The sequence below is a fragment of the uncultured Campylobacter sp. genome (genome assembly GCF_938039245.1).
In the GTDB taxonomy this organism is placed as follows: domain Bacteria; phylum Campylobacterota; class Campylobacteria; order Campylobacterales; family Campylobacteraceae; genus Campylobacter_A.
In genome coordinates this window covers 21,779-42,583 of sequence record NZ_CALHVN010000043.1, presented here as the reverse complement: position 1 = coordinate 42,583, position 20,805 = coordinate 21,779, and the positions used below count along the sequence as shown (strand labels likewise).

General features: G+C 45.6%; 25 protein-coding genes, 9 tRNA genes and 1 pseudogene. 23 read left to right on the top strand and 12 right to left on the bottom strand.

Going from position 1 to position 20,805, the window contains the following annotated elements; all coding sequences use genetic code 11:
* The 5 genes from larB to Q0218_RS08260 form a co-directional block, all read left to right on the top strand.
* A partial coding sequence (gene larB, locus Q0218_RS08280) for a nickel pincer cofactor biosynthesis protein LarB (RefSeq protein WP_297968552.1) occupies nucleotides 1-426 on the top strand: 426 nt, incomplete at its 5' end.
* Nucleotides 427-478: 52 nt separating this feature from the next.
* Complete coding sequence (locus tag Q0218_RS08275; protein ID WP_297968549.1) at nucleotides 479-937, top strand: DUF2809 domain-containing protein; 459 nt, start codon at nucleotides 479-481, stop codon at nucleotides 935-937.
* Nucleotides 930-1,829, top strand: coding sequence for a L(+)-tartrate dehydratase subunit alpha (gene ttdA, locus Q0218_RS08270; RefSeq protein ID WP_297968546.1), 900 nt, complete (start codon nucleotides 930-932; stop codon nucleotides 1,827-1,829). The genes Q0218_RS08275 and ttdA overlap by 8 nt, the downstream gene beginning before the upstream one ends.
* Entirely contained in the window at nucleotides 1,826-2,437 is a 612-nt protein-coding gene (gene ttdB, locus Q0218_RS08265) for a L(+)-tartrate dehydratase subunit beta (RefSeq protein WP_297968543.1), read from the top strand. Before ttdA ends, ttdB begins: the two co-directional genes overlap by 4 nt.
* Nucleotides 2,438-3,217: 780 nt before the next feature.
* On the top strand, nucleotides 3,218-3,877 hold the full coding sequence (locus Q0218_RS08260) for a hypothetical protein (RefSeq protein ID WP_297968540.1): 660 nt from the start codon (nucleotides 3,218-3,220) through the stop codon (nucleotides 3,875-3,877).
* A gap of 87 nt (nucleotides 3,878-3,964) precedes the next feature.
* Here Q0218_RS08260 and Q0218_RS08255 read toward each other — a convergent pair whose 3' ends face one another.
* Nucleotides 3,965-4,624 (bottom strand): hypothetical protein, encoded by a 660-nt coding sequence (locus Q0218_RS08255; protein WP_297968538.1) that lies wholly within the window; start codon nucleotides 4,622-4,624, stop codon nucleotides 3,965-3,967.
* 621 nt (nucleotides 4,625-5,245) lie between these two features.
* Between Q0218_RS08255 and Q0218_RS08250 the strand changes: the two are divergent.
* A pseudogene (locus tag Q0218_RS08250) lies at nucleotides 5,246-5,353 on the top strand (IS1595 family transposase); the annotation flags it as partial.
* A gap of 489 nt (nucleotides 5,354-5,842) precedes the next feature.
* Here Q0218_RS08250 and Q0218_RS08245 read toward each other — a convergent pair.
* The 11 genes from Q0218_RS08245 to Q0218_RS08195 all read right to left on the bottom strand — a co-directional run bounded on the left by Q0218_RS08245 (nucleotide 5,843) and on the right by Q0218_RS08195 (nucleotide 9,023).
* Nucleotides 5,843-5,918 (bottom strand) — tRNA-Lys (locus tag Q0218_RS08245).
* A gap of 3 nt (nucleotides 5,919-5,921) precedes the next feature.
* Nucleotides 5,922-5,998 (bottom strand) — tRNA-Asp (locus tag Q0218_RS08240).
* 8 nt (nucleotides 5,999-6,006) lie between these two features.
* A tRNA-Val gene (locus Q0218_RS08235) sits at nucleotides 6,007-6,082 on the bottom strand.
* Nucleotides 6,083-6,098: 16 nt separating this feature from the next.
* Nucleotides 6,099-6,174, bottom strand: a tRNA-Glu gene (locus tag Q0218_RS08230).
* Nucleotides 6,175-6,184: 10 nt separating this feature from the next.
* Nucleotides 6,185-6,260, bottom strand: a tRNA-Lys gene (locus tag Q0218_RS08225).
* A 3-nt stretch (nucleotides 6,261-6,263) separates the two neighbouring features.
* Nucleotides 6,264-6,340: transfer RNA gene (locus Q0218_RS08220), tRNA-Asp, on the bottom strand.
* A gap of 8 nt (nucleotides 6,341-6,348) precedes the next feature.
* Nucleotides 6,349-6,424: transfer RNA gene (locus tag Q0218_RS08215), tRNA-Val, on the bottom strand.
* A 16-nt stretch (nucleotides 6,425-6,440) separates the two neighbouring features.
* A tRNA-Glu gene (locus Q0218_RS08210) sits at nucleotides 6,441-6,516 on the bottom strand.
* Between the two features lie 10 nt (nucleotides 6,517-6,526).
* Nucleotides 6,527-6,602, bottom strand: a tRNA-Lys gene (locus Q0218_RS08205).
* 125 nt (nucleotides 6,603-6,727) lie between these two features.
* The gene (gene glnA, locus Q0218_RS08200) at nucleotides 6,728-8,158 is read right to left on the bottom strand and encodes a type I glutamate--ammonia ligase (RefSeq protein ID WP_297968536.1); all 1,431 of its coding nucleotides are present in this window, start codon (nucleotides 8,156-8,158) and stop codon (nucleotides 6,728-6,730) included.
* A gap of 85 nt (nucleotides 8,159-8,243) precedes the next feature.
* The gene (locus tag Q0218_RS08195) at nucleotides 8,244-9,023 is read right to left on the bottom strand and encodes a histidinol-phosphatase (protein ID WP_297968533.1); all 780 of its coding nucleotides are present in this window, start codon (nucleotides 9,021-9,023) and stop codon (nucleotides 8,244-8,246) included.
* Between the two features lie 123 nt (nucleotides 9,024-9,146).
* On the opposite strand from Q0218_RS08195, the gene Q0218_RS08190 reads away from it, so the two are divergent.
* From Q0218_RS08190 to Q0218_RS08110, 17 genes are all read left to right on the top strand, one after another.
* A complete protein-coding gene (locus Q0218_RS08190) occupies nucleotides 9,147-9,875 on the top strand; it encodes a chemotaxis protein (protein ID WP_297968530.1) in 729 nt (242 codons plus the stop codon).
* Nucleotides 9,875-11,137, top strand: a complete 1,263-nt coding sequence (locus tag Q0218_RS08185) for a peptidase U32 family protein (protein ID WP_297968528.1) — start codon at nucleotides 9,875-9,877, stop codon at nucleotides 11,135-11,137. The genes Q0218_RS08190 and Q0218_RS08185 overlap by 1 nt, the downstream gene beginning before the upstream one ends.
* A complete protein-coding gene (gene purE, locus Q0218_RS08180; protein WP_122866867.1) occupies nucleotides 11,134-11,631 on the top strand; it encodes a 5-(carboxyamino)imidazole ribonucleotide mutase in 498 nt (165 codons plus the stop codon). The genes Q0218_RS08185 and purE overlap by 4 nt, the downstream gene beginning before the upstream one ends.
* Nucleotides 11,632-11,641: 10 nt before the next feature.
* The gene (locus Q0218_RS08175) at nucleotides 11,642-12,115 is read left to right on the top strand and encodes a DUF3972 domain-containing protein (RefSeq protein WP_002946292.1); all 474 of its coding nucleotides are present in this window, start codon (nucleotides 11,642-11,644) and stop codon (nucleotides 12,113-12,115) included.
* 2 nt (nucleotides 12,116-12,117) lie between these two features.
* On the top strand, nucleotides 12,118-12,531 hold the full coding sequence (locus Q0218_RS08170) for an effector binding domain-containing protein (protein WP_297968521.1): 414 nt from the start codon (nucleotides 12,118-12,120) through the stop codon (nucleotides 12,529-12,531).
* Nucleotides 12,532-12,541: 10 nt separating this feature from the next.
* Nucleotides 12,542-13,420 carry a glycine--tRNA ligase subunit alpha gene (gene glyQ, locus Q0218_RS08165; protein ID WP_297968519.1) on the top strand — a complete coding sequence of 293 codons (879 nt, stop codon included), beginning with the start codon at nucleotides 12,542-12,544 and terminating at the stop codon, nucleotides 13,418-13,420.
* Nucleotides 13,421-13,426: 6 nt separating this feature from the next.
* A complete protein-coding gene (locus Q0218_RS08160; RefSeq protein ID WP_297968516.1) occupies nucleotides 13,427-14,164 on the top strand; it encodes a Nif3-like dinuclear metal center hexameric protein in 738 nt (245 codons plus the stop codon).
* A 9-nt stretch (nucleotides 14,165-14,173) separates the two neighbouring features.
* Nucleotides 14,174-14,884, top strand: a complete 711-nt coding sequence (locus Q0218_RS08155) for a zinc ribbon domain-containing protein (protein ID WP_297968513.1) — start codon at nucleotides 14,174-14,176, stop codon at nucleotides 14,882-14,884.
* A 9-nt stretch (nucleotides 14,885-14,893) separates the two neighbouring features.
* Entirely contained in the window at nucleotides 14,894-16,033 is a 1,140-nt protein-coding gene (gene waaA, locus Q0218_RS08150; RefSeq protein ID WP_297968510.1) for a lipid IV(A) 3-deoxy-D-manno-octulosonic acid transferase, read from the top strand.
* On the top strand, nucleotides 16,030-16,788 hold the full coding sequence (locus Q0218_RS08145; RefSeq protein WP_297968507.1) for an RluA family pseudouridine synthase: 759 nt from the start codon (nucleotides 16,030-16,032) through the stop codon (nucleotides 16,786-16,788). Before waaA ends, Q0218_RS08145 begins: the two co-directional genes overlap by 4 nt.
* A gap of 66 nt (nucleotides 16,789-16,854) precedes the next feature.
* A complete protein-coding gene (ffh, locus tag Q0218_RS08140; protein WP_297968504.1) occupies nucleotides 16,855-18,195 on the top strand; it encodes a signal recognition particle protein in 1,341 nt (446 codons plus the stop codon).
* Between the two features lie 67 nt (nucleotides 18,196-18,262).
* The gene (rpsP, locus tag Q0218_RS08135; protein ID WP_297968501.1) at nucleotides 18,263-18,493 is read left to right on the top strand and encodes a 30S ribosomal protein S16; all 231 of its coding nucleotides are present in this window, start codon (nucleotides 18,263-18,265) and stop codon (nucleotides 18,491-18,493) included.
* Nucleotides 18,494-18,500: 7 nt separating this feature from the next.
* Nucleotides 18,501-18,743 carry a KH domain-containing protein gene (locus Q0218_RS08130; RefSeq protein WP_297968498.1) on the top strand — a complete coding sequence of 81 codons (243 nt, stop codon included), beginning with the start codon at nucleotides 18,501-18,503 and terminating at the stop codon, nucleotides 18,741-18,743.
* The gene (gene rimM / locus Q0218_RS08125) at nucleotides 18,736-19,263 is read left to right on the top strand and encodes a ribosome maturation factor RimM (RefSeq protein ID WP_297968495.1); all 528 of its coding nucleotides are present in this window, start codon (nucleotides 18,736-18,738) and stop codon (nucleotides 19,261-19,263) included. The genes Q0218_RS08130 and rimM overlap by 8 nt, the downstream gene beginning before the upstream one ends.
* Nucleotides 19,263-19,967 carry a tRNA (guanosine(37)-N1)-methyltransferase TrmD gene (gene trmD / locus Q0218_RS08120; RefSeq protein ID WP_297968492.1) on the top strand — a complete coding sequence of 235 codons (705 nt, stop codon included), beginning with the start codon at nucleotides 19,263-19,265 and terminating at the stop codon, nucleotides 19,965-19,967. The genes rimM and trmD overlap by 1 nt, the downstream gene beginning before the upstream one ends.
* Nucleotides 19,964-20,320 (top strand): 50S ribosomal protein L19, encoded by a 357-nt coding sequence (gene rplS / locus Q0218_RS08115; protein ID WP_002951216.1) that lies wholly within the window; start codon nucleotides 19,964-19,966, stop codon nucleotides 20,318-20,320. The genes trmD and rplS overlap by 4 nt, the downstream gene beginning before the upstream one ends.
* 142 nt (nucleotides 20,321-20,462) lie before the next feature.
* A complete protein-coding gene (locus Q0218_RS08110; RefSeq protein WP_297968489.1) occupies nucleotides 20,463-20,795 on the top strand; it encodes a cupin domain-containing protein in 333 nt (110 codons plus the stop codon).
* Nucleotides 20,796-20,805 lie beyond the last annotated feature (10 nt).

Genomic DNA, 20,805 nt, shown 5'->3' with positions numbered 1-20,805 from the left:
AGCGTCAAATTTAAAGAGCCCGCGCTCACGCAAAGCTACATCGCGATAGTATCTGCCGGCACCGCCGACGGCGCGGTAGTGGAGGAGGCGTACGAGACGGCGAGATTTTTGGGCAACGACGTGCGTAAATTTAGCGACGCGGGCGTGGCCGGGCTGCATAGGCTGATCGCAAATTTAGAGCAGATACGCGGCGCAAAGGTCGCCATCGCGGTAGCGGGCATGGAGGGCGCGCTAGCTAGCGTGCTGGCGGGTCTTGTGAGCGTGCCGGTGATCGCGGTGCCCACCAGCGTGGGATACGGCGCGAGCTTTGGCGGGCTGGCGGCGCTGCTAGCGATGCTAAATAGCTGCGCAAACGGCGTGAGCGTCGTAAATATCGATAATGGTTTCGGCGCCGCGTATAACGCGAGCCTGATAAATCATCTGTAAATTTATGCCGCCGCGCTGGTCAGATTTAACGGCTAAATTTAAAAGGAAAGCGTTGCGAGAGGAAAATTTAAACGAACAAAAGGCTAGGCCTGAGGGCGCGAAAAAGCTCGCGCAAAAGGCGCAAACAAGGCAAAGCGCGCGGACGAAGCTAACGTTTTTAGCCACGGCAGCTCTGATTTTAGCGGTAGAAATTTACATCGCGATCTGCGTAAAGGGCGGCTTCGTGCGCCACTACGCGGGCGACATTTTGGCCGTTATCTTGCTTTACGCGTTGGCTCGGGCTGCATTTAGCAAGCCGCCCTCAAATTTGCCGCTTAAAATTTTTGCGTTCGCGGCGGCTTTGGAGCTCGCGCAGTATTTTGGCGCGGTGCAAATTTTAGGCATAGAAAATAAAATTTTAAAAGTAATGATCGGCGGGACGTTTGATTTTGCCGACCTGCTCTGCTATGCAGCTGGCTGCATTTTGGCGGGCGTGTATGACAAATTTGAAAAAAGGAGAAGCGATGGATAAACAAAAAGCCGTGCAAAAAATGACCGAGGTCATGGCGAAATTCGTCGGCTACACGGGCAAGGTGCTGCCTGACGACGTGACGGAGAAGCTGCGGGAGCTTAGCGAGCGCGAGACGCAGCCGCTAGCGAGAGAAATCTACAAAACGATGTTTGAAAATCAGCGCCTAGCTAAGCAGCTAGACCGTCCGTCCTGTCAGGATACGGGCGTGATCCAATTTTTCGTGCGCTGCGGAGCGAATTTCCCGCTCATCGGCGAGCTTGAGGAGCTGCTGCGAGAGGCCGTACTGCGAGCGACGCGCGAGGCTCCGCTGCGTCACAACAGCGTCGAGACCTTCGACGAGTACAACACCGGCAAAAACGTCGGCAAGGGCACGCCGAGCGTATTTTGGGAGATCGTGCCGGGTAGCAGCGAGTGCGAGATACACACCTATATGGCCGGCGGCGGCTGTAGCCTGCCCGGCAAGGCGACCGTGCTGATGCCCGGCATGGGCTACGAGGGGGTCGTGAAATTCGTCATGGACATAATGACCAGCTACGGCATAAACGCCTGTCCGCCGCTGCTAGTGGGCGTGGGCATCGGCACCTCGATCGACGTGGCGTCGCTGCTATCTAAAAAAGCGCTGATGAGACCGCTAGGTTCGCGTAATCCAAACGACCGCGCCGCGCTAACCGAAAAACTACTCGAAGATGGCATCAATAAAATCGGCCTGGGCCCGCAAGGCATGAGCGGCGCAAGCTCGGTTATGGGCGTGCATATCGAGAACTGCGCCCGCCACCCAAGCGTCATCGCCGTCGCCGTAAACGTAGGCTGCTGGTCGCACCGCAAAGGCCATATCGTCTGGGACGAGCAGCTAAGCTTTGACGTAAAATCGCACAAGGAGTTCGCGCTATGAGTAAGAAAATTTTAACCACACCGATCAAGGCCGAGGATCTAGCAGATATCAAGATCGGCGACGTGATATACCTCACGGGACACATCGTCACCTGCCGCGACGTGCCGCACAGACGCGTAGTAGAGGAGGGCCGCGAGCTGCCGCTAGATATCAGGGGCGGCGCGATCCTGCACGCGGGGCCCATCATCAGAAAAACGGACGATAAAAGCTTCGAGATGGTCTCGGTCGGGCCAACTACGAGTATGAGGATGGAGAAATTCGAGCGCGAGTTTATCGCTAAAACGGGCGTGCGCCTGATAGTGGGCAAAGGCGGCATGGGCGAGGGCACGATGAGCGGCTGCAAGGAGTTTGGCGCGATACACTGCGTATTTCCCGCGGGCTGCGCGGTGGTCGCCGCAACGCAGGTCGAGCAGATCGAGAGTGCCGACTGGACGGAGCTTGGGATGCCCGAGACGCTGTGGAAGTGCCGCGTGAAGGAGATTGGCCCGCTCATCGTCTCAATCGACGCGCACGGAAATAATCTTTTTGAGCAGAACAAGGTCAAATTTAACGAGAAAAAAGATGCGGCGCTAGCTGAAATTTTACCGCAGGTCGGGTTTATAAAGTAGTTAAATTTAGGGGCTTACGCTTTAAATTCTACGCCTTAAATTTTTACGCCCGGTTGCTAAATTTTAAAATTTAGCGCTCTAACAACGAGGGGCAAATTTAAGAGCTTTGGGCGGATAGCGCGGATGTGGGTAATTGATAAAACGGACGGCGGGGCTTGTCGCGAGATTAAATTTTATCTGCAAAATTTAACTAATCGCGTAGATAAATTTTAAAAACTTAGACCCGAAGCCGCTGTTTTAAAGCGCCGACTAAAATGCGCGCTAATTTCGCCGAAGCTCTTTCGTAAATTTAGCCTACGCGCTATTTTTTCTCCACAAATTTCACGCTTGCGTAGAGGTAGCTTGCAAGCCCCAGCGCACTCGCCTCGCCTGATTTTAAGCATAAGCGCGAAATTTAGCTAAAACAAGTATTGGCGGCTTAAATTTGCGTCCGCAACGCAACCAAAAAGCAAAATATAAATATAAAGCAAACAAAAAGAAATACCAAAATCTACGGCGCCGACGACGGTTGCGGGACTGCGGATACAAATCTGACCCAAAGCAAGCTTGAAATCCGCATAAGAGGCAGTTAAAAGAAATTTTGGATTTTTACGACGGCGGAAGCGTAGGCGATGCGGATATTTTTTATTTACTAAAAGTCGCAAGCCAAACGCTGTAGGTGATACTTCAGGCTCGGACGCGATCTAAATTTAGCCGTCGTTTACGGATAAATTTAAGCCAAATTTAACGGCTCAAACAGCAAAATTTATCCGTTAATTAACAATATAAAAAAGGAAAAATTTGGGCGAAACGACTTTTACGGTTGTATTTTTCTGCACTTGCGCGCTGTTTTTGACGGCTGTAGGCTACTTTGCTTTGGGCGTTTTGGCGAAATTTTACGCTTTTATCAAATTTGCCGTGCGCCTTTGTTTGCAAGAACCTAAATTTAGCCTCGCCATGTTCGCGCCCGCGTTCATCTTATCGCTTTATATCGTGCTGGTTTCGCAAAATATTATTTTTGATTTTACTTGGGGCGCCTGGGCAAATGTTTTTGGCGGGCCGGCTTCCGGGTTGCTTTTAGATGCGCTACTTTTTGGATTTTCGCTGATTGCAAGGCTAGAGGAGCGATATTTTTACGTTTTTTCGTTTCGTTTGGCGCTTTTGGAACTACTTTGCGGGCTTATCACGGCGATAATTTCAAGGGATATTTTTAGCATTTACGTCCCGTGCGCACAGATTTTGCTCGTATTTTGCGTATGTTTTGACTTTTTGTGCCTAGGCGCGGCGAAAGCAAACGCAAAGCTACTAGATGATTTAAGCGCAAAAAATGATTTAAGCGAACCGGAAAAACTTGCCAAAGAGGCGCTAGAGCGGCTCGCAAACTCGCCAGGTAAGGAAGAAGCGCTACTAAAAGCAAATTTTGTCAGAATAAAACTAAAGCAAATACGCCGCACGGCTTAAATTTACGAATTTAACCGTTTCAATTTAGCGTTTCTCGCATCAAACGGTCAAATTTAACTTCGCTTCAAACAAGCTTTACCGCCTAGCCTATGAGCGCGATAAAATCCGCCTAAAAAACGCGGCCGTTTGGCGAGCCCTAAGCAAAATGAACGCCCGTAGCTGCCTACAAATCTGCATAATAAGATACGCCGATATCATCACGCAAAAATTCGCAATACCAAAGCCAATCATCTCATAACGTAAAAATAGACCTAATCTCGTCTGCGCTATAAACTCCCACGTCGGCCGATAAGTGTGCCATATCCAATAGCCGGAGAAAAAATCATTAAGTCCGCCAAATACCAAAAAGCATACGATAAGCGCAAATAAAATAATGCCTTGCGAAAGTGCTTGGGCGTTGCTTTTGCTTCCCTCAAGCCTGCCGGTAGCTCCTTTTGCCACGCCGTAAAGTCCCGCAAACAGCAAACAAACGGGCATAAAAAAGCATAAATAGCTAAGATGAAACGCCGCTACATCGCCAAAGGCAGTTTTAGTCTGCGCCGTGCTTATAGCAGGATAAAAATCCGCCATAAACGTCGTAAATTCTCTAAAAACCGTGTGAGCAGACAAGATGTTTTCGGGCACGGCAAATAAGCTCAAAGCAACCAAAGCGTAAGCGCCCAAGCTAATGAAAAAGGCGGTTTTAAGCTTCCTTGCGGCTAGTCTTAATCTTGCTTTTAATCTTATAGCCTTATTTTTCGGCTCCATAACTGCGACCTTTTAGCGATTTTTGAGCGCATTATATCATCTTCTTGAAGTCTTCCTTGCCCAAATTTACGCTCTTTATATGCCGCCTATTTGACTTTACGCGGTTTAATCCAGCCTGCTTTTGGCAAAAACTAAAATTTTGGCGCCGTTTGCGCGTATCTTTGAGCAAGTTTGTTTGCCGTGACCGACTTTATCTCGCAAATAGGGCGCATATTAGCTAGACAAGCCATCCGTAATCAATAATCACGCTTTTTGCGTAAGTTTTATTTTAAATTTGCTGTGATATTTATTTTTTGACCTCCTTGCGCAATCTTGGCAAAATCCTTTAAGATGCCCTTTGTCCGGCTATTTTACGGGCATCAGCGGTAGCGGCGCTAACCGCTTTTGCGTATCTTGCAAGACCTGTCTGCTTCTTTGATGCCTTTTGCCGATTTGCCCGCGCTAGCGGAGTCATAGCAGCTTTTCTATCGCTTGGAGTTTTAATTTAGGCTCAAGATAAGGTAAAAACTTTCGCAGACGTTTTTCTTAGAGCGAGTGCATCCCATTGACAGCAAATGAAGTGAAGTTAAATGCGAGAAGTATGATTTTGACGAAGCTCTTAAAGCGGCTGGCGCAGAGAAGATAAAAAATAAGTATATACGTTCCCAAATTTTAGATAATAAATTTAGAGAAGTTCTCAAGTATTTAGCAAAGGAAATAGAGCCTACTAAAATAGCAAGTCTAACCGGATTTTAGGCAAAATTTTCGGTACGTTAGCTCGCCTAAATGCTGGTTTGAGTAGATAAAAATCGCCTTTACTTCGCTATGCTTACTACTTTGCAAGAAGCTAACGGCAAAACCGTAAAACGGCATTGAAATTTTTAGCTGCGGCTTGCTTTGCTACCGCCCCCAAAGGGCTACTGGCATAGTAAAGTAGAGCAGAAGAGGATATGCTAAGCATGGACTTCTAAATTTAAAGGGAATTTTTAGGCGTAGTGACGGCGGCGACCACAGAGAAGTTAAGATATTACTTCATCTTAAAGAGTGCGTTCTGCTCTACATCTCGGCGTTTATAGCTTTTTAAGACGCGGCTACAAGCGTAAGGAGTTTAGATATAGCACTAAAACTACGCAATAAAACTTATGTCAGAAACTGTCGAGATTGATAAGAGAAATTCGCTTAAGTTACCTTAAACTAAAAATATTAAGAACATTTTTGCGGTTATTTTGATGGTATGGATGGTGCCCCGTGTAGGGTTCGAACCTACGACCCCATCATTAAGAGTGATATGCTCTACCAACTGAGCTAACGAGGCAAATGGCGCAGCGGACGGGGCTCGAACCCGCGACCTCCGCCGTGACAGGGCGGCATTCTAACCATCTGAACTACCGCTGCACCTAAAATGGTGGTCGCTATAAGACTCGAACTTATGACATCCACCTTGTAAGGGTGGCGCTCTACCAACTGAGCTAAGCGACCGAAAAAGACTAAATCGTGGCGACCCTTAAAGGATTTGAACCTCTGTTGCTACACTGAGAGAGTAGAGTCCTGGGCCACTAGACGAAAGGGTCTATGTAAAAATGGTGTCCTGTGCTGGACTCGAACCAGCGACCCCTTCATTAAAAGTGAAATGCTCTACCGACTGAGCTAACAAGACAAATGGCGCAGCGGACGGGGCTCGAACCCGCGACCTCCGCCGTGACAGGGCGGCATTCTAACCATCTGAACTACCGCTGCACCTAAAATGGTGGTCGCTATAAGACTCGAACTTATGACATCCACCTTGTAAGGGTGGCGCTCTACCAACTGAGCTAAGCGACCGAAAAAGACTAAATCGTGGCGACCCTTAAAGGATTTGAACCTCTGTTGCTACACTGAGAGAGTAGAGTCCTGGGCCACTAGACGAAAGGGTCTATGTAAAAATGGTGTCCTGTGCTGGACTCGAACCAGCGACCCCTTCATTAAAAGTGAAATGCTCTACCGACTGAGCTAACAAGACAAATTTTCAAAAAACGAAACGTGATTATATATAAAAAAGGCTGATTTGTCAAGAAAATCACCGTCGTTTTTAAAATATCGTCGTAAATTTAAAAATTCGCGACGATATTTACGTTTAAATTTGATTTAGCAAGAAAAACAAGTCTTAAACTCGTATGCCGTAGGTCTTGCCTCGTACGGCCACACTTGGGTTTCAAATTTATAATGCTGATAATCGTCGATAAAAGTCTCGGTCATTATCGGACGCAGGTATTCGTTATCGCGGATTAACGCTTCTAGGCTACCCCTTAGCGTATGCGGTAGCTGCTCGATACCGCGCTCGCGAATTTCGTCCAGGTGCAGTTTAAATAAATTTTCATCCATCGGACCTACCGGCTCCATTTTATGCTTCACGCCGTCAAGCCCCGCCATCAGCATCGCAGCAAACGCCAAATACGGGTTTGCCGTGCTATCAGGAAATCTCATCTCGGCGCGCACGGATTTTTCTCCCGAGCCGTAAGGGATACGGATCGACGCCGAGCGATTTTGACTTGAGTAAGTGAGTATCGACGGCGCTTCAAAGCCCGGGATTAGGCGCTTGTAGCTGTTTGTGCTTGGGTTTGTAAACGCCGCGACGCTTCTTGCGTGATTTAAGATTCCGCCGATGTACCAGCGCGCGAAATCGCTTAAATTCGCGTAATTTCCCTCGCCGTAGAATAAATTTTTACCGTCTTTCCATACCGACTGGTGCACGTGCATGCCGCTGCCGTTGTCGCCGTAGAGCGGCTTTGGCATAAAAGTCGCGGTTTTGCCGTTTAGGTGCGCGACCATTTTGACGACGTATTTATAAATTTGCACGTTATCGGCGGCCTCTACGAGAGTGCCGAATTTTACGCCGATCTCGCCTTGACCCTGCGCGACTTCGTGGTGCCCGACGAAGACTTCAAGGCCTACTTGCTCTAAAACCTGCATCATTTCAGCGCGCAGATCGACCATACTATCGGTCGGCTGCGTCATCAGATAGCCGCCTTTTCGGCGCGGTCTGTGGCCTGTGTTGTAGCCGTCGGTAAAGTCCTTGGCGTCGTTCCACTCGCCCTCTTCGGTATCTACTTCGTACATCGCGCAGTTTGGGCTATCGACGATTTTTACGTTATCAAATATAAAAAATTCGTTCTCCGGCCCAAAATACGCCGCGTCGCCCACGCCGCTTTCTTTTACGTAGGCCATCGCTTTTTTAGCTATCGAGCGCGGGCATTTTTCGTAAATTTGCCCCTTGTAAATGTCGTAAATATCGCAAAAAACGACTGCGGTAACGTCGGCGGTAAAAGGGTCTAAAAAGGCGCTAGTAGCCTCCGGACGCATTATCATATCGCTTTTATCTATCGGCTGCCAGCCGCCCAGCGAGCTCGCGTCCATCGGCACTCCGTGCTCGAAATGCGCCTTTTCGACGGCTTTTACGTTATACGTGATGCTGTGCCAAGCGCCGTTCATATCGGTAAATCTAAAATCTACGAATTTAACCTCGTGCTCTTTGCAAAAATCAAAAAAATGATCGACGTTTTTTACGAATTTTCCCATTTCCCGCTCCTCTGTTTATTAATTTCGTAATTGTATCATAAAATATTGCTTTTAAGATTAATTTAAATAATTTTTTCTACCCGATCTAAAATTTTACAAATTCTCTATCGCGGTTTTTAAATACCGCACACTTGCTAAAGCCCAAATTTCTAGCGATTTGTTCGCATTTTTCGCCGTTTAGACCGACTTGGTCTTTTGCGTGCGCGTCCGAGCCAAAGGTGATCGGTATGTCTTTTTCGGCGATCATTTCTAGCAAATTTACGCTTGGATACTGCTCGCCTATCGGCTTTCTAAAACCGGACGCGTTTATCTCCACCGTCAAATTTGCCTTTTTTATAGCGTTAATCGCGTCTTTAGCAAGGAGTCTAACGTCGGTTTTTGGCATAAATTTAAATACCTTTAGCAAATCCAAATGTCCGACTATGTCAAATTTACCCGACTTTGCCATCTTTTCTACGCAGTAAAAATAATCCCGCCAAATTTGATCTATGTCGCGTTTTTCGTATTCGCCGATAAATTCGGGATTGTCAAAGCCCCAGCCGCCCAAAAAATGCACCGAACCGATGAGATGATCTACGTCGCGCGATAAAACCCGCTCGTCCATAAAGCCCTCTAAAAAATCGACCTCGTAGCCGAGCATTATTTTTATCCGCCCGTCAAATTCGTCTCTAAGGCGCAAAATCTCGCTCTCGTAAGCGTCCATCTGCGAAAACTCCATGCGGTACGCTTCGTCAAATTTCATCGGCGCATGATCGCTAAATCCAAAATACTCGCAACCCGATTTTATCGCGCTTAAAACATACTGCCTAGGCTCGTCTACGGCGTGTTTGCAAAGCGGAGTGTGATTGTGAAGATCGACTTTCATTTTCGTCCTTTTATTTCCGAGATGCTACCTAAAATTTGATAAATTTAAGGATAAAATTCGCTTTTTAAACTTACATTTCGTTAATTTTTTATATAATCAGCCTAAATTTAAATAGGAGTTTTTATGACGCAAGAAGAACTTGACGCCTTGATGGCGGGCGATTTAGAGGGCGTTGCCGCCGAGACCGACGACGCGCAAGCTAGCGACGATGAAAATTTAAACCTAGAAACCGCCGAGGAAGCCTCGGTAGAGAGCAAAGACGAAGATGTTAAATTCGACTCTGGCGACTACAAAGTATCCTCAAATATGCCGTGGCCTCCGCCTCCACCGACGGATGATCACAAGATGGTTCATCAGCTAGACGACGTCACAAAAGATAGCGAAGAAAAAGCTACGCAGATGTTTGACAAGCTTGACGCGATCAATAACTTCTCTATGGACGCTGAAAGCGGGCTTAGCGAGATTATCAGCGGTATAGAGGCTAATATCGAAATTTTTACCAAACTGCATGAAAAATTCCCGAATATCGCTACTTTTGCCGATGCGCTAGAGAAAAATAACGCCCTAAAAAGCTCTGCAGAAACGACTCTAGATAACGTCAGGATGGCCGAGGACGAGATAATGATGGCGATGGATATGATGCAGTATCAAGACATCCACCGCCAAAAAATCGAGCGCGTAATTAACGTCATGCGCGCGCTTAGCAAGTATATGAGCAGCCTGTTTGAGGGCAAGATCGACGACGAGAAGCGCGTGGCCTCGGCCGTACATATCGCCGGCGATACGCACACCGAAAATCTCGTCAGCAACGACGATATCGAGGCTCTGATAGAAAGTTTGGGCAAAAAATAGTGCTAAAGCCTGAGCTTTTATCCCCAGCAGGAAATTTAACCAAGCTAAAAATAGCTCTAGAGTACGGTGCGGACGCGGTTTACGCATCGGTGGCGAGCTTTTCGCTTCGCACTCGTTCGGCGCGCGAATTTAACCTTGAAAGCTTTAAAGAAGCTATCGAATACACGCACGCAAAGGGTAAAAAATTTTACGCGACGGTAAACGCGTTTCCTTTTAATTCGCAAATCGAGCCACTAAAACGCCACTTGCAAACGATTTCTGCAATGAAGCCAGATGCCTTTATCATCGCGACTCCGGGCGTCATGAGCCTGGCAAAAGAGATCGCGCCCGACATCGAGATCCACCTCTCGACGCAGGCAAACGTCATGAATGCGCTTGACGCTAAAATCTACCACGAAATGGGTGCAAAACGCATCGTCGTAGCGCGCGAAATGAGCCTAAAAGACGTCGTGAAGATAAAAGAGCAAATCCCGACGCTAGATATCGAAATTTTCGTGCACGGCTCGATGTGCTTTGCTTACTCGGGGCGCTGTTTGGTTAGCGCGGTTCAAAGCGGCCGCCAATCAAACCGCGGCAGCTGCGCCAACGACTGCAGGTTTAAATACGAACTCTACGCCAAAAATCCCGAGAGCGGGACGCTGTTTCGCCTAGAAGAGGACGAAGAAGGCGGTACGCACGTGATGAACTCGAAGGATTTAAATTTATCCGCGCACATCAAAGATATCATCGAAAGCGGCGCAGTGGGTAGCCTAAAAATCGAAGGCCGCACGAAAAGCGAATACTACGCCGCCTGTGCGACTAGAGCCTACCGCATGGCCGTCGACGATGCGGTAGCTGGCAAATTCGACGCGCAAATTTACGCCGGCGAACTAAATACGCTAAAAAATCGCGGCTTTACCGACGGCTACTTGGTAAATCGTCCGTTTGAAAAGGCTGATACGCAAAATCACGCCAGCAGCCTAGAAGAAGGTACTCATCAGGTAAACGCCATGACTTTAGACGGCGAGTTTTTTAAATGCAAATATAAAATTTTCCCGGGTAGCGAGTATGAGATCGTGGCGCCTCTGAGCTCGCAGATAGATGAGTGCGAGAGCGAAATATCTCAAATTTTCGCTCGTGGCGGCAAGAAATTTATCAAATTTAAAAAGCTCGTAACCAAAAAAGGCAAAGAGATCGCCGAGATCCACAGCGGCAACGAAAACGAAGTAAATTTGGGCGCGAGGTTGCCTAAATTTAGCTTTTTAAGAGAGGAAATAAAATGAAATTCGTTTCAATTATAATGGGAAGCAAGAGCGACTACGACGTAGTTAGCGAAGCGGCAAAGGTGCTTGAAAAATTTAACGTCCCTTACGAGCTAATCATCAGCTCGGCGCACAGAAGTCCGAAGCGAACGAGCGAGTACGTCGCTGCGGCCGAGGAAAAGGGCGCACAGGTATTTATCGCAGCAGCCGGCATGGCGGCGCATCTAGCGGGCGCTATCGCAGCAAACACCACTCGTCCCGTGATCGGCATACCGATGGCAGGCTCCGCGCTTAGCGGCGTGGATGCGCTCTACTCCACCGTGCAGATGCCCGGCGGCATGCCCGTGGGCACAGTCGCTATCGGCAAGGCGGGTGCGGTAAACGCGGCATATCTGGCGCTGCAAATTTTGGCTCTAAACGACCAAAATCTAGACGAAATGCTAAAAGCCGACCGAGCGGCGAAAGCTAAGCAAGTAGAGGAAGACTCGGCGAAGGTGGAAGTTTTACTCGCCTAAAGGAGCAAATATGCAGACATACTTGAGCATAGACGAATTTTGCAAGCTCGTGCACCTAGAGCGCGAGGTAATCGAGGGGATGATAAACCGCGGCGTGCTAAATACAAAAGAAGAAGGCGGCGAGATCCTCATAGAGGCTAGCCAAGGCACGATGAGCGTGGTGCCTAGCGTCGTGGCCGTTCCTGCGCCGCAGATCGGTGCCGACGGCTTTAGCTTCGTGGAAAAGACGATCGGCACGATATTAAATTTGCACGAAAAGGTGCTTGATGCTAAAGACGAAACGCTAGAGACCCTGCGCAACGAAAATAAGTTTTTAAAAGAGGCGCTAATCTCGATGCAAGAGCTCTACGACGAGGATAGAAAAACGGTCGAGACGCTCACGAAGCAGCTAAAAAATTCGCAAGATGAAGTCGAGTTTTTAAAGCGAAAATACAAACTCATGTGGAACAAAGCGGTTGAAAATTTTAAAGGCGACAAGGAATGATTATGGAAATTTTATCAGTAGAGGGTTTTAAAATTTACGGACTAAAAACTCGTACCAAAAATGCCGACGAGATAAACGGCGACGGTAAAATCCCGGCATTGTGGGCGAAATTTATGAAAGAAGTTTATGACGGCAAAAGCGAAATTTACGGCGTTTACTGCAACTACGAAAGCGACGTAAACGGATTTTATGATTTATTTATCGGCACGAAGTCGCTTTGCTCAGGCGGCGGAATTTTAGAGATAAAAAGCGGCAAATACGCTGTTTTCAGCTTTCCGAGCGAGCCGCAAAACGTAGCGAAATTTTGGGGAGAAATTTGGAAATATTTTGAAAACTCTGAGCTAAAAAGAGCCTACGAAACGGATTTTGAGAAATATTTAAACGAAAAAATAGAAATTTACATATCAATAAAATAAAAGGTAAAAAATGACGTTTTCAGAGATTATTTTGACGTTACAAAACTACTGGCGCGAGCAGGGTTGCGTGATACTGCAGCCATACGATATGCCTGCGGGCGCGGGCACCTATCATCAGGCGACTTTTTTAAGGAGTCTCGGGCCAAAGCCGTGGGCGACGGCGTATGTTGCCCCTTCTCGTCGCCCGACTGATGGCAGATACGGCGAAAACCCAAACCGCCTTGGAGCATATTATCAGTTTCAAGTGCTCATTAAACCAAGCCCGGAAAATATACAAGAGCTTTATCTAAAAAGCCTTGAAAAGCTCGGTTTAAATTTGAAAAATCACGACATCCGCTTCGTCGAGGATAACTGGGAGAGCCCGACGCTAGGTGCTTGGGGGCTAGGCTGGGAGGTCTGGCTAGACGGTATGGAGGTGACGCAGTTTACGTATTTTCAGCAAGTCGGCGGCATCGCGTGCGAGCTGGTTTCGGCTGAGATCACTTACGGCCTCGAGCGCCTTGCGATGTATCTACAGGACGTAAATAGCGTCTACGATATCGTTTGGGACGATAGGGGCGGCAATATCGTGACCTACGCCGACGTGCATAAGCAGGGCGAATTTGAGTGGAGCAAATATAACTTTGAAATCGCCGACGTTAATATGCTGTTTCGCCAGTTTGAAAACGCTTTCGGCGAGTGTAAACGCTGCTTGGAGGCTAAAATTTCGCTGCCTGCGTATGATTATTGCATGCTAGCGGCGCATACGTTTAACGTCCTTGACGCGCGCGGAGCGATCAGCGTAACGCAAAGGCAAGACTACATCCTAAAAATCCGCGAACTAGCCAAAGAGTGCGCGCTAACGTACAAGGCCAGCATTGATGCCGCGAACGACGCGAAGGGCGAATAAAATTTGATGAAAATCGGCGAAATTTATAAAATTTTAGACGAGATTAGTCCGTTTGCGAGTCAAGAGGAGTGGGATAATAGCGGATTGCTCGTGGGCTCGTTTGAGGCGAGCGCGGAGTGCGTTTACCTTAGCCTTGACGTCGACGACGAGCTTTTGGACGAAGTGCAGCCAAACTCGCTCATCATCACACATCATCCGCTCATTTTTAAAGGGCTAAAATCGCTAAATTTGGACAAATACCCAAGCAGCCTAATCGTAAAGATGGTGGCTAAAAATTTAAGCCTGATCGCTATGCACACGAACTATGATCTAAGCCACCTAAACGAATACGTGCTAAGCGAAATTTTGGGATTTACGCCAAAGGAGCGCGACGGATTTTTGCTTTATGCGGACGTAAATTTGAGCTTTGACGAGCTTTGCGAGAGAGTAAAAACAAAGCTAAATTTGAGCCATTTAATGGTTTGCAAAGGGCGAAAATTTGACCCCAATGCGCAGGTAAAGCGCCTTGCGTTTTGTACGGGAAGCGGCGGAGATTTGATTGATAGCGTTAAAGCGGACGTGTTTTTAACCGGAGATCTGAAGTATCACCAAGCCATGAGCGCCGCGCAAAATAATCTTACTATGCTAGACATCGGGCACTTCGAGAGCGAGCGGTATTTTGGGGAGTCGCTTGCAAAATATTTGCAAATTTTGCCGATTCCTACTATAATATCCAACTCAAAAAACCCGTTTTCATACAGTTAAAGGAAAAAGATGAATAAATATTTAGAACAGCTAGTCGAGCTCTCGACGATCGACAAAGATATCGACGATTTTACCCCGCGCCTCGAGAAGGTTCAAAGCGTTTTAAGAGCGACCAAGGACGAGCAGGCGGCAATTTTAGCGCAGATCGAGGAAGCGGCTACGAGCGTGACCGAGCTAAAAAATCAAAAATCTCAAACCAATGCGCACATAGCCGAATTTAGCGCGAAAATAAAAGACGTCGCCAAAAAAAGCGGCGCAGCAAAAACAGAAAAAGAGATAAAAGCGCTTCAGCTAGAAGACGAGCTAGCAAAAGAACAGCTAGAGGCCGCAAACGAAGAGGTTGAAAGACTGGAAAAAATCATAGACAGCAAAAATGCGCTTAAAAGCGAGCTTGAGGCGAAGGCTGCGGAGCTTGGCGAAAATTTGACCAAAATCGAGAGTGAAATCTCGGCCGAGGTCGGCGCTATCGAGCAGCAAAGAGATGAAATATACGCTAAGAAAAATAAGCTAGTCGGCGAGATGAATCAAAAAATCTTGACCTTTTACGAGAAAATCCGCAAATGGGCGCACAATACCGCCGTCGTGCCGGTCAAAAAGCAGGCCTGCTACGGCTGCTTTATGCAGATAAACGACAAGACTTATTCTGCCGTCATCAAGGGCGAAGACATCGTGACCTGCCCTCACTGCGGCCGAATTTTATACAAAGAAGCGGCGAACTAGCCTTTAAATTTGATAATAATTTATTACGTTTTAGTCCTCGCGGCGTTTGCCTTGGGGGCTTTACCGCTTGCGATTTTAGCTTTTAAGAAAAAGTACAGAGCCTCGATCCCCGCTAGATTTTTTTTGTTTAAAAATCCTAAATTTGACGCCTCGCGCGTGCATTTTCACGCGTGCAGTTTCGGCGAGGTGCGTTCTATCGCGCCGCTAGTTAGTAGATTTAAAGACGCGGCCGCAGTCTCGGTCGTAACCAAAACGGGATTTGACGAGGCGAAAAAAATCACGCAAAATACGGGCTTTTTGCCGTTTGAGATATTTTTACCGTTTTGGCTAAAGCCTGCTAAAATAACGGTTATTTTTGAGGCCGAGCTTTGGCTAGGGCTTGTTTTTTGGGCTAAATTTAAAGGCTCTCGCGTTATTTTGATAAACGCTAGGATTTCTGATAGGAGCTACAAAAGCTATCTAAAATTTGGCTTTTTTTATAGGTATTTGTTTAAATTTATAGATAAAATTTACACCCAAAGCGATCTGGATAAACAGCGCCTACAGCGACTAGGCGCTAAAAATATCGTCGTTAGCGGCAATATAAAATCAGCCTTTTTGCCAAGTCCGAGTAAAATTTACGCCAAACCAAAAGAGCGCGCGATCGTGCTAGCTAGCACTCATGCAGGTGAAGAGGAGCTGATTTTGCGCGAGTTAAATTTGAGTGCAAACGACAAACTGATACTCGTGCCGCGCCATCCGGAGAGATTTGGCGAAGCGGGCGAGATTTTGGCTAAATTTGCCGTAAAAAACGGACTTAGTTTTTCTAAATTTAGCGAAACGAAAAACTTTGACGCGCAGTGCGTGCTGGTCGATGCGATGGGCGAGCTGGTAAATATTTATAAATTTAGCGACGTCGTCGTGCTCGGCGGTAGCTTCGTGCCAAACGTCGGCGGACACAATCCGATCGAGGCGGCGCAGTTTGAAAACGCGGTGATAAGCGGAGAGTTTATTTTTAACCAAAAAGCCTTGTATAGCGCGGTTGACGGCATAAAATTTGCAAAAGCGGACGAGATAAGTTCGCTTTTAAAGCAAAATTTACCAAAAGCAAAAATAGTCGCCAAGGGCGATGCGAGCGAGATTTTAAAAGATATCGAGGAAAATTTATGAAAGAAGAAAAAGCCTATAAACTACTGGCGATCCAGGAAGGCATCTCAAACAACGAGGCAAAGGAGCTGATCGATGCAGGCCTAGTTAGCGCAAAAGGACAGAGGATCGCCGTGGCGCGCGCAATGATGAGCGCGGCGACTAAATTTAGCGTGCAAAAGCTACCGCGCCCAAGCGTGATTTTTGAGGATGAAAATTTGATCGCGGTTGATAAACCGGCGTTTTTAACGTCGGAAAAAGTGAGTGAAACTTATAAATTTCCTTTGCTTCACAGACTCGATAAGGAAACTAGCGGCGTGCTTTTGCTCGTGAAAAACGAGGATTTTCAAAAAAAAGCGATCGAGGAGTTTAAAAACTGCCGCGTAAAAAAAGAGTACGTCGCGGCGGTAAAAGGTATCGTGAGCGAGGAATTTAGCGTAAACGAACCTATAATCACGCTAAAAAATAAGGGCGGAGCGTTTTCTAAGATATCGCCAAACGGCAAAGAGGCGTTTTCGCACGTGACGCCGGTTATGGTCGCAGGCAAAAAAAGCCTCGTAAAAGTCGAGATAAAAACCGGCAGAACGCACCAAATCCGAGTGCACCTAAATCACGCGGGATACGGGATCGTCGGCGATGAAAAATACGCTAAAAATAAATCCGCAAGAATGTATCTGCATGCTTACAAAATCGAGCTTTTGGGATATAAATTTAGGTCAAATTTGAGCAGTGATTTTAACAGGCTCGGTTTTGAAATTTCAAGAAATTTTGAGATTTAAAGAGCGATAAAGCTTAAATTTAATAAAATACGCGCTTTAGCTATAAATGTAAATAAAAGGTAGAATGTGTTTGAGCAAATCAGCGAGTCGTTTCGTTTAGCCGTTAGTAAAATTCGTTTCGTAGACGATGAAAAAGCGCTAAATAACGCGCTTGACGTGCTTAAAAAAGCACTACTAAAAGCCGACGTTCATCACAAAGTTACCAAAGAATTGCTAGCTCTCATAGAGGCCGATCTAAAGCAAAGCGGGATAGGCCAAAAGCAATTTTTAGACGCTATCAAATCAAATTTAACGAAGGTTTTAACCGCGCCGGGCAACCAGGGCTTTGTATTTGCGCCAGTAGCTCCTACGATCGTGCTGATGGCGGGCTTGCAAGGTAGCGGAAAAACTACTACGACGATAAAGCTAGCAAATTATCTAAAGCTTAGAAAGAAAAAAGTTTTAGTCGCGGCGTGCGATTTGCAGCGTTTGGCGGCCGTCGAGCAGCTTCGCCAGCTTTGCGACGCAAACGAGATAGAGCTTTTTAGCATAGAAAACGAAACCAATCCGCTAAACGTAGCCAAACAAGCACTAGCTAAAGCAAAAAGCGGGCTTTACGACGTACTTTTAGTCGATACGGCGGGACGTCTAGCGATAGATGAAGCTTTGATGAAGCAGATAAAAGATATCAAATCAGAGCTCCAGCCGCATGAAATTTTTTATGTAGCCGACGCTATGAGCGGACAAGACGGCGTAAAAACAGCAAGTACGTTTAACGACGCGCTAAAAATAAGCGGCGTGGTGCTAAGCAAATTTGACTCGGACAGCAAAGGCGGCGTAGCTATCGGCATAGCCAAACAACTAAATATACCGCTTAGATTCGTAGGTATAGGCGAAAAAGTCGGCGATATGGAGAGCTTTATCCCCGAGCGTATCGTAAGCCGCATAATGGGCGAAGGCGACTTGGCGACGTTGGTTGAAAAAACTAGCGCCGTGATAGACGAGCAAGAAGCAAAAAGAATAAATAAAAAGATTAAAAAAGGGCAGTTTAACTTTAACGACTTTTTATCGCAAATGGAAAGCGTCAAAAAGCTCGGAAATATGAAAAGCTTAATCGGTATGATACCCGGCCTATCAAGCGTGGCAAATCAGATAAAAGATATAGACCTTGATAACTCGAAGGAAATTTTACATATCAAGGCTATGATAAATTCGATGACGCAAAAAGAGCGCGAAAATCCTGATTTGCTAAACAATAGCCGAAAAAGACGTTTGGCTGCCGGTTCTGGACTATCTCAAGTAGAGGTAAATCGCTTTTTGAAGCAGTTTGAAAGCGCATCGAAAATAGCAAAGAGATTTTCTGGCAAAGAAGGTTTAAAAGGGCTTGGAAATTTACTAAACCAGGCTAAAAACTCACGCCCTAATTAAAGGGCTTAAATTTAGTTACGAGCGTGACTAAATTTAAGCCTATTTAAAAAACAAAAGGAGAAATATAATGGCAACAGTAGTAAGACTAACGAGAATGGGACGCAAGAAAAAACCTTTTTATCGTATAGTCGTAACGGATAGCAGAAAAAGAAGGGACGGCGGCTGGATAGAGTCGATCGGCTACTACAATCCTATGATTGAGCCTGAGGTGGTAAAATTTGACGCTGAGCGCTTGGCTTATTGGAAAGGCGTCGGTGCGAAACTTAGCGACAGGGTTGCAAAAATAACTAGCAAATAATTAAAAAATGGTAGAAAATTTTTTACTTGAATACGCTAAACTCATTGCCGATTTCCCGGAAAAAGTGAAACTTGAACGAGTTAAGCTTGACGATGATTTTACCGAACTAGTAATATATGCCGACAAGGTTGATACCGGTAAACTAATTGGTAAAGACGGTAGAACAATAAATGCGATAAAAACCGTTATTGTCGGCTATAAAGCTAAAGATACTACTTCATACCGAGTTACGGTAAAACACCTTGAATGAATTTGTAGAAGTTGCACTGCTTGGCAAAACAGTAGGATTAAAGGGATTTGTCAAGCTTCATAATAAAGGTGACTTTCCTAACCAGTTTAAAAAAAATGCTATGTTTTACGATAAAGACGGAAAGGAACTTGTCGTAAAAAGCTACAATCGTACGAATGATACGATCTCTTTTTACGGTTTTGAAAACATAGATAGTGCAAAAACTCTTACAAATAAAATAATCTATTCTACAGAAGAAGAAACTAGAAAAAACTGCAAACTAAAAAAAGGCGAATTTTTCTATTTTGATGTCATCGGTTGTGAAATTTACGAGAACAACCAAAGGCTGGGCGAGGTAGAAGATATAGATGCGGTCGGGACAAATCATCTATTTCTAGTAAAAACCGATGAAAATTTGATTGCCAAAGGGTTAGAAAAAAGTTTTTATATTCCGTATATTGATGTTTATATAGAAAAAGTCGATGCGGAAAATAAAAAAATCTATACCAAAAATGCTATCTTAATTTTAGAAAATTCCTGATGAAATTTACCTTTGTTACGCTTTTTGAAAGCCTTGTACGACCATATTTTCAAGATAGTATTTTAGGTCGTGCCGTAAAGGAAAGTCTTATCTTGATTAATTTTTTAAATCCTCGAGATTTTAGCGCCGATAAGCATAAAAAGGTAGATGATTATATGGTTGGAGGCGGCGCAGGATTACTCATGACGTGCCAACCTCTTAATGATACTTTAAATTTTTTATTAAAAAATGAGCCAAGAATCCATACTATTTTCCTGGCGCCTGCCGGGAAAAATTTTACTCAAAACGATGCTAGGCGCCTAGCTAAAAAAGAACACATCTGCCTAGTTTGCGGTAGATATGAAGGTATAGACGAGCGCACAATAGAAAAATACGCGGACGAGATTTTTTGCATAGGCGATTTTGTGATGACCGGAGGGGAACTGGGCGCGCTTTGCATTACCGATGCGATTTCTCGCAATATCGACGGCGTTTTAGGGAATAATCAAAGCCTTGAAGTTGAGAGTTTTGAAGGCAATTTGCTAGAAGCCCCCTCTTTTACGAAACCCAGTGATTACAAAGGTTCTGGAGTGGTTTCAGCGTTTTTAAAGGGAGACCATGCTAAAATCAGAGCTTTGAAAAATAATATGGCGTTCTTAAAAACTAGGTTTTTTCGTCCGGATTTATACCGAAAATTTGAGCCGCCGACTAAGGAAAAAATATGAGAAACAAGTATATAGAGGCATTTGAACAAACTCAAATAGCTCAAAAGTCTGTGCCTGATTTTCGCGCTGGAGATACTTTACGTATAGCTATCCGCATTAAAGAAGGCGATAAAACTAGAATTCAAAATTTCGAAGGTATCTGTATAGCAAGACGCGGTAGCGGAACAGGCGAAACGTTTATTATTAGAAAGATCGGCGCAAACAGCGTAGGCGTAGAGAGAATTTTCCCTATCTATAGCGAAAGTCTAGAGAGCATAACCGTTCTAAGACAAGGTCGCGTGCGCCGCGCTAAGTTATTTTATCTACGCGATAGACGCGGTAAAGCTGCTCGCATTAAAGAGCTTAAAAAATAATTTTGCTCCTTGCAAAAGTCTATTTTTAGGCTTTTGCTCCCTACCCATTTTCTTAAATTTCAAAAATCGCTTAATTAAAATCAATCCCTTTATCTAAATTTAGAGTTACAATGGTGTTATTATTTTATAATAAAGGTTGTAAATGGAAAAGATAGTATGGCAAAATAGTATATTTGACGGTGTTACCATCGCTAAGCTTTTTGATGGTCCGCATAGCAAAGAGATACGTATAAATTTAGAAAAAGGCGCTGAAATGAAAGAGCATAAGGCATCTGGGGCGATAATGATTCAAGTTTTAAGCGGAAAAATAGATTTTAGCGTCAGTGAGGATTCTACGACACTGAATGCGCTTGATATGGTTACGCTTGATCCAAACATTCCTCATGCACTCATTGCGCTAGAAAATAGTATCGTAAGACTTAGCTTAAGCAAAAATGACGATGTAAGTCGAGTATTCAAGGTTTTAAAATCTTGAGGTATAAGCT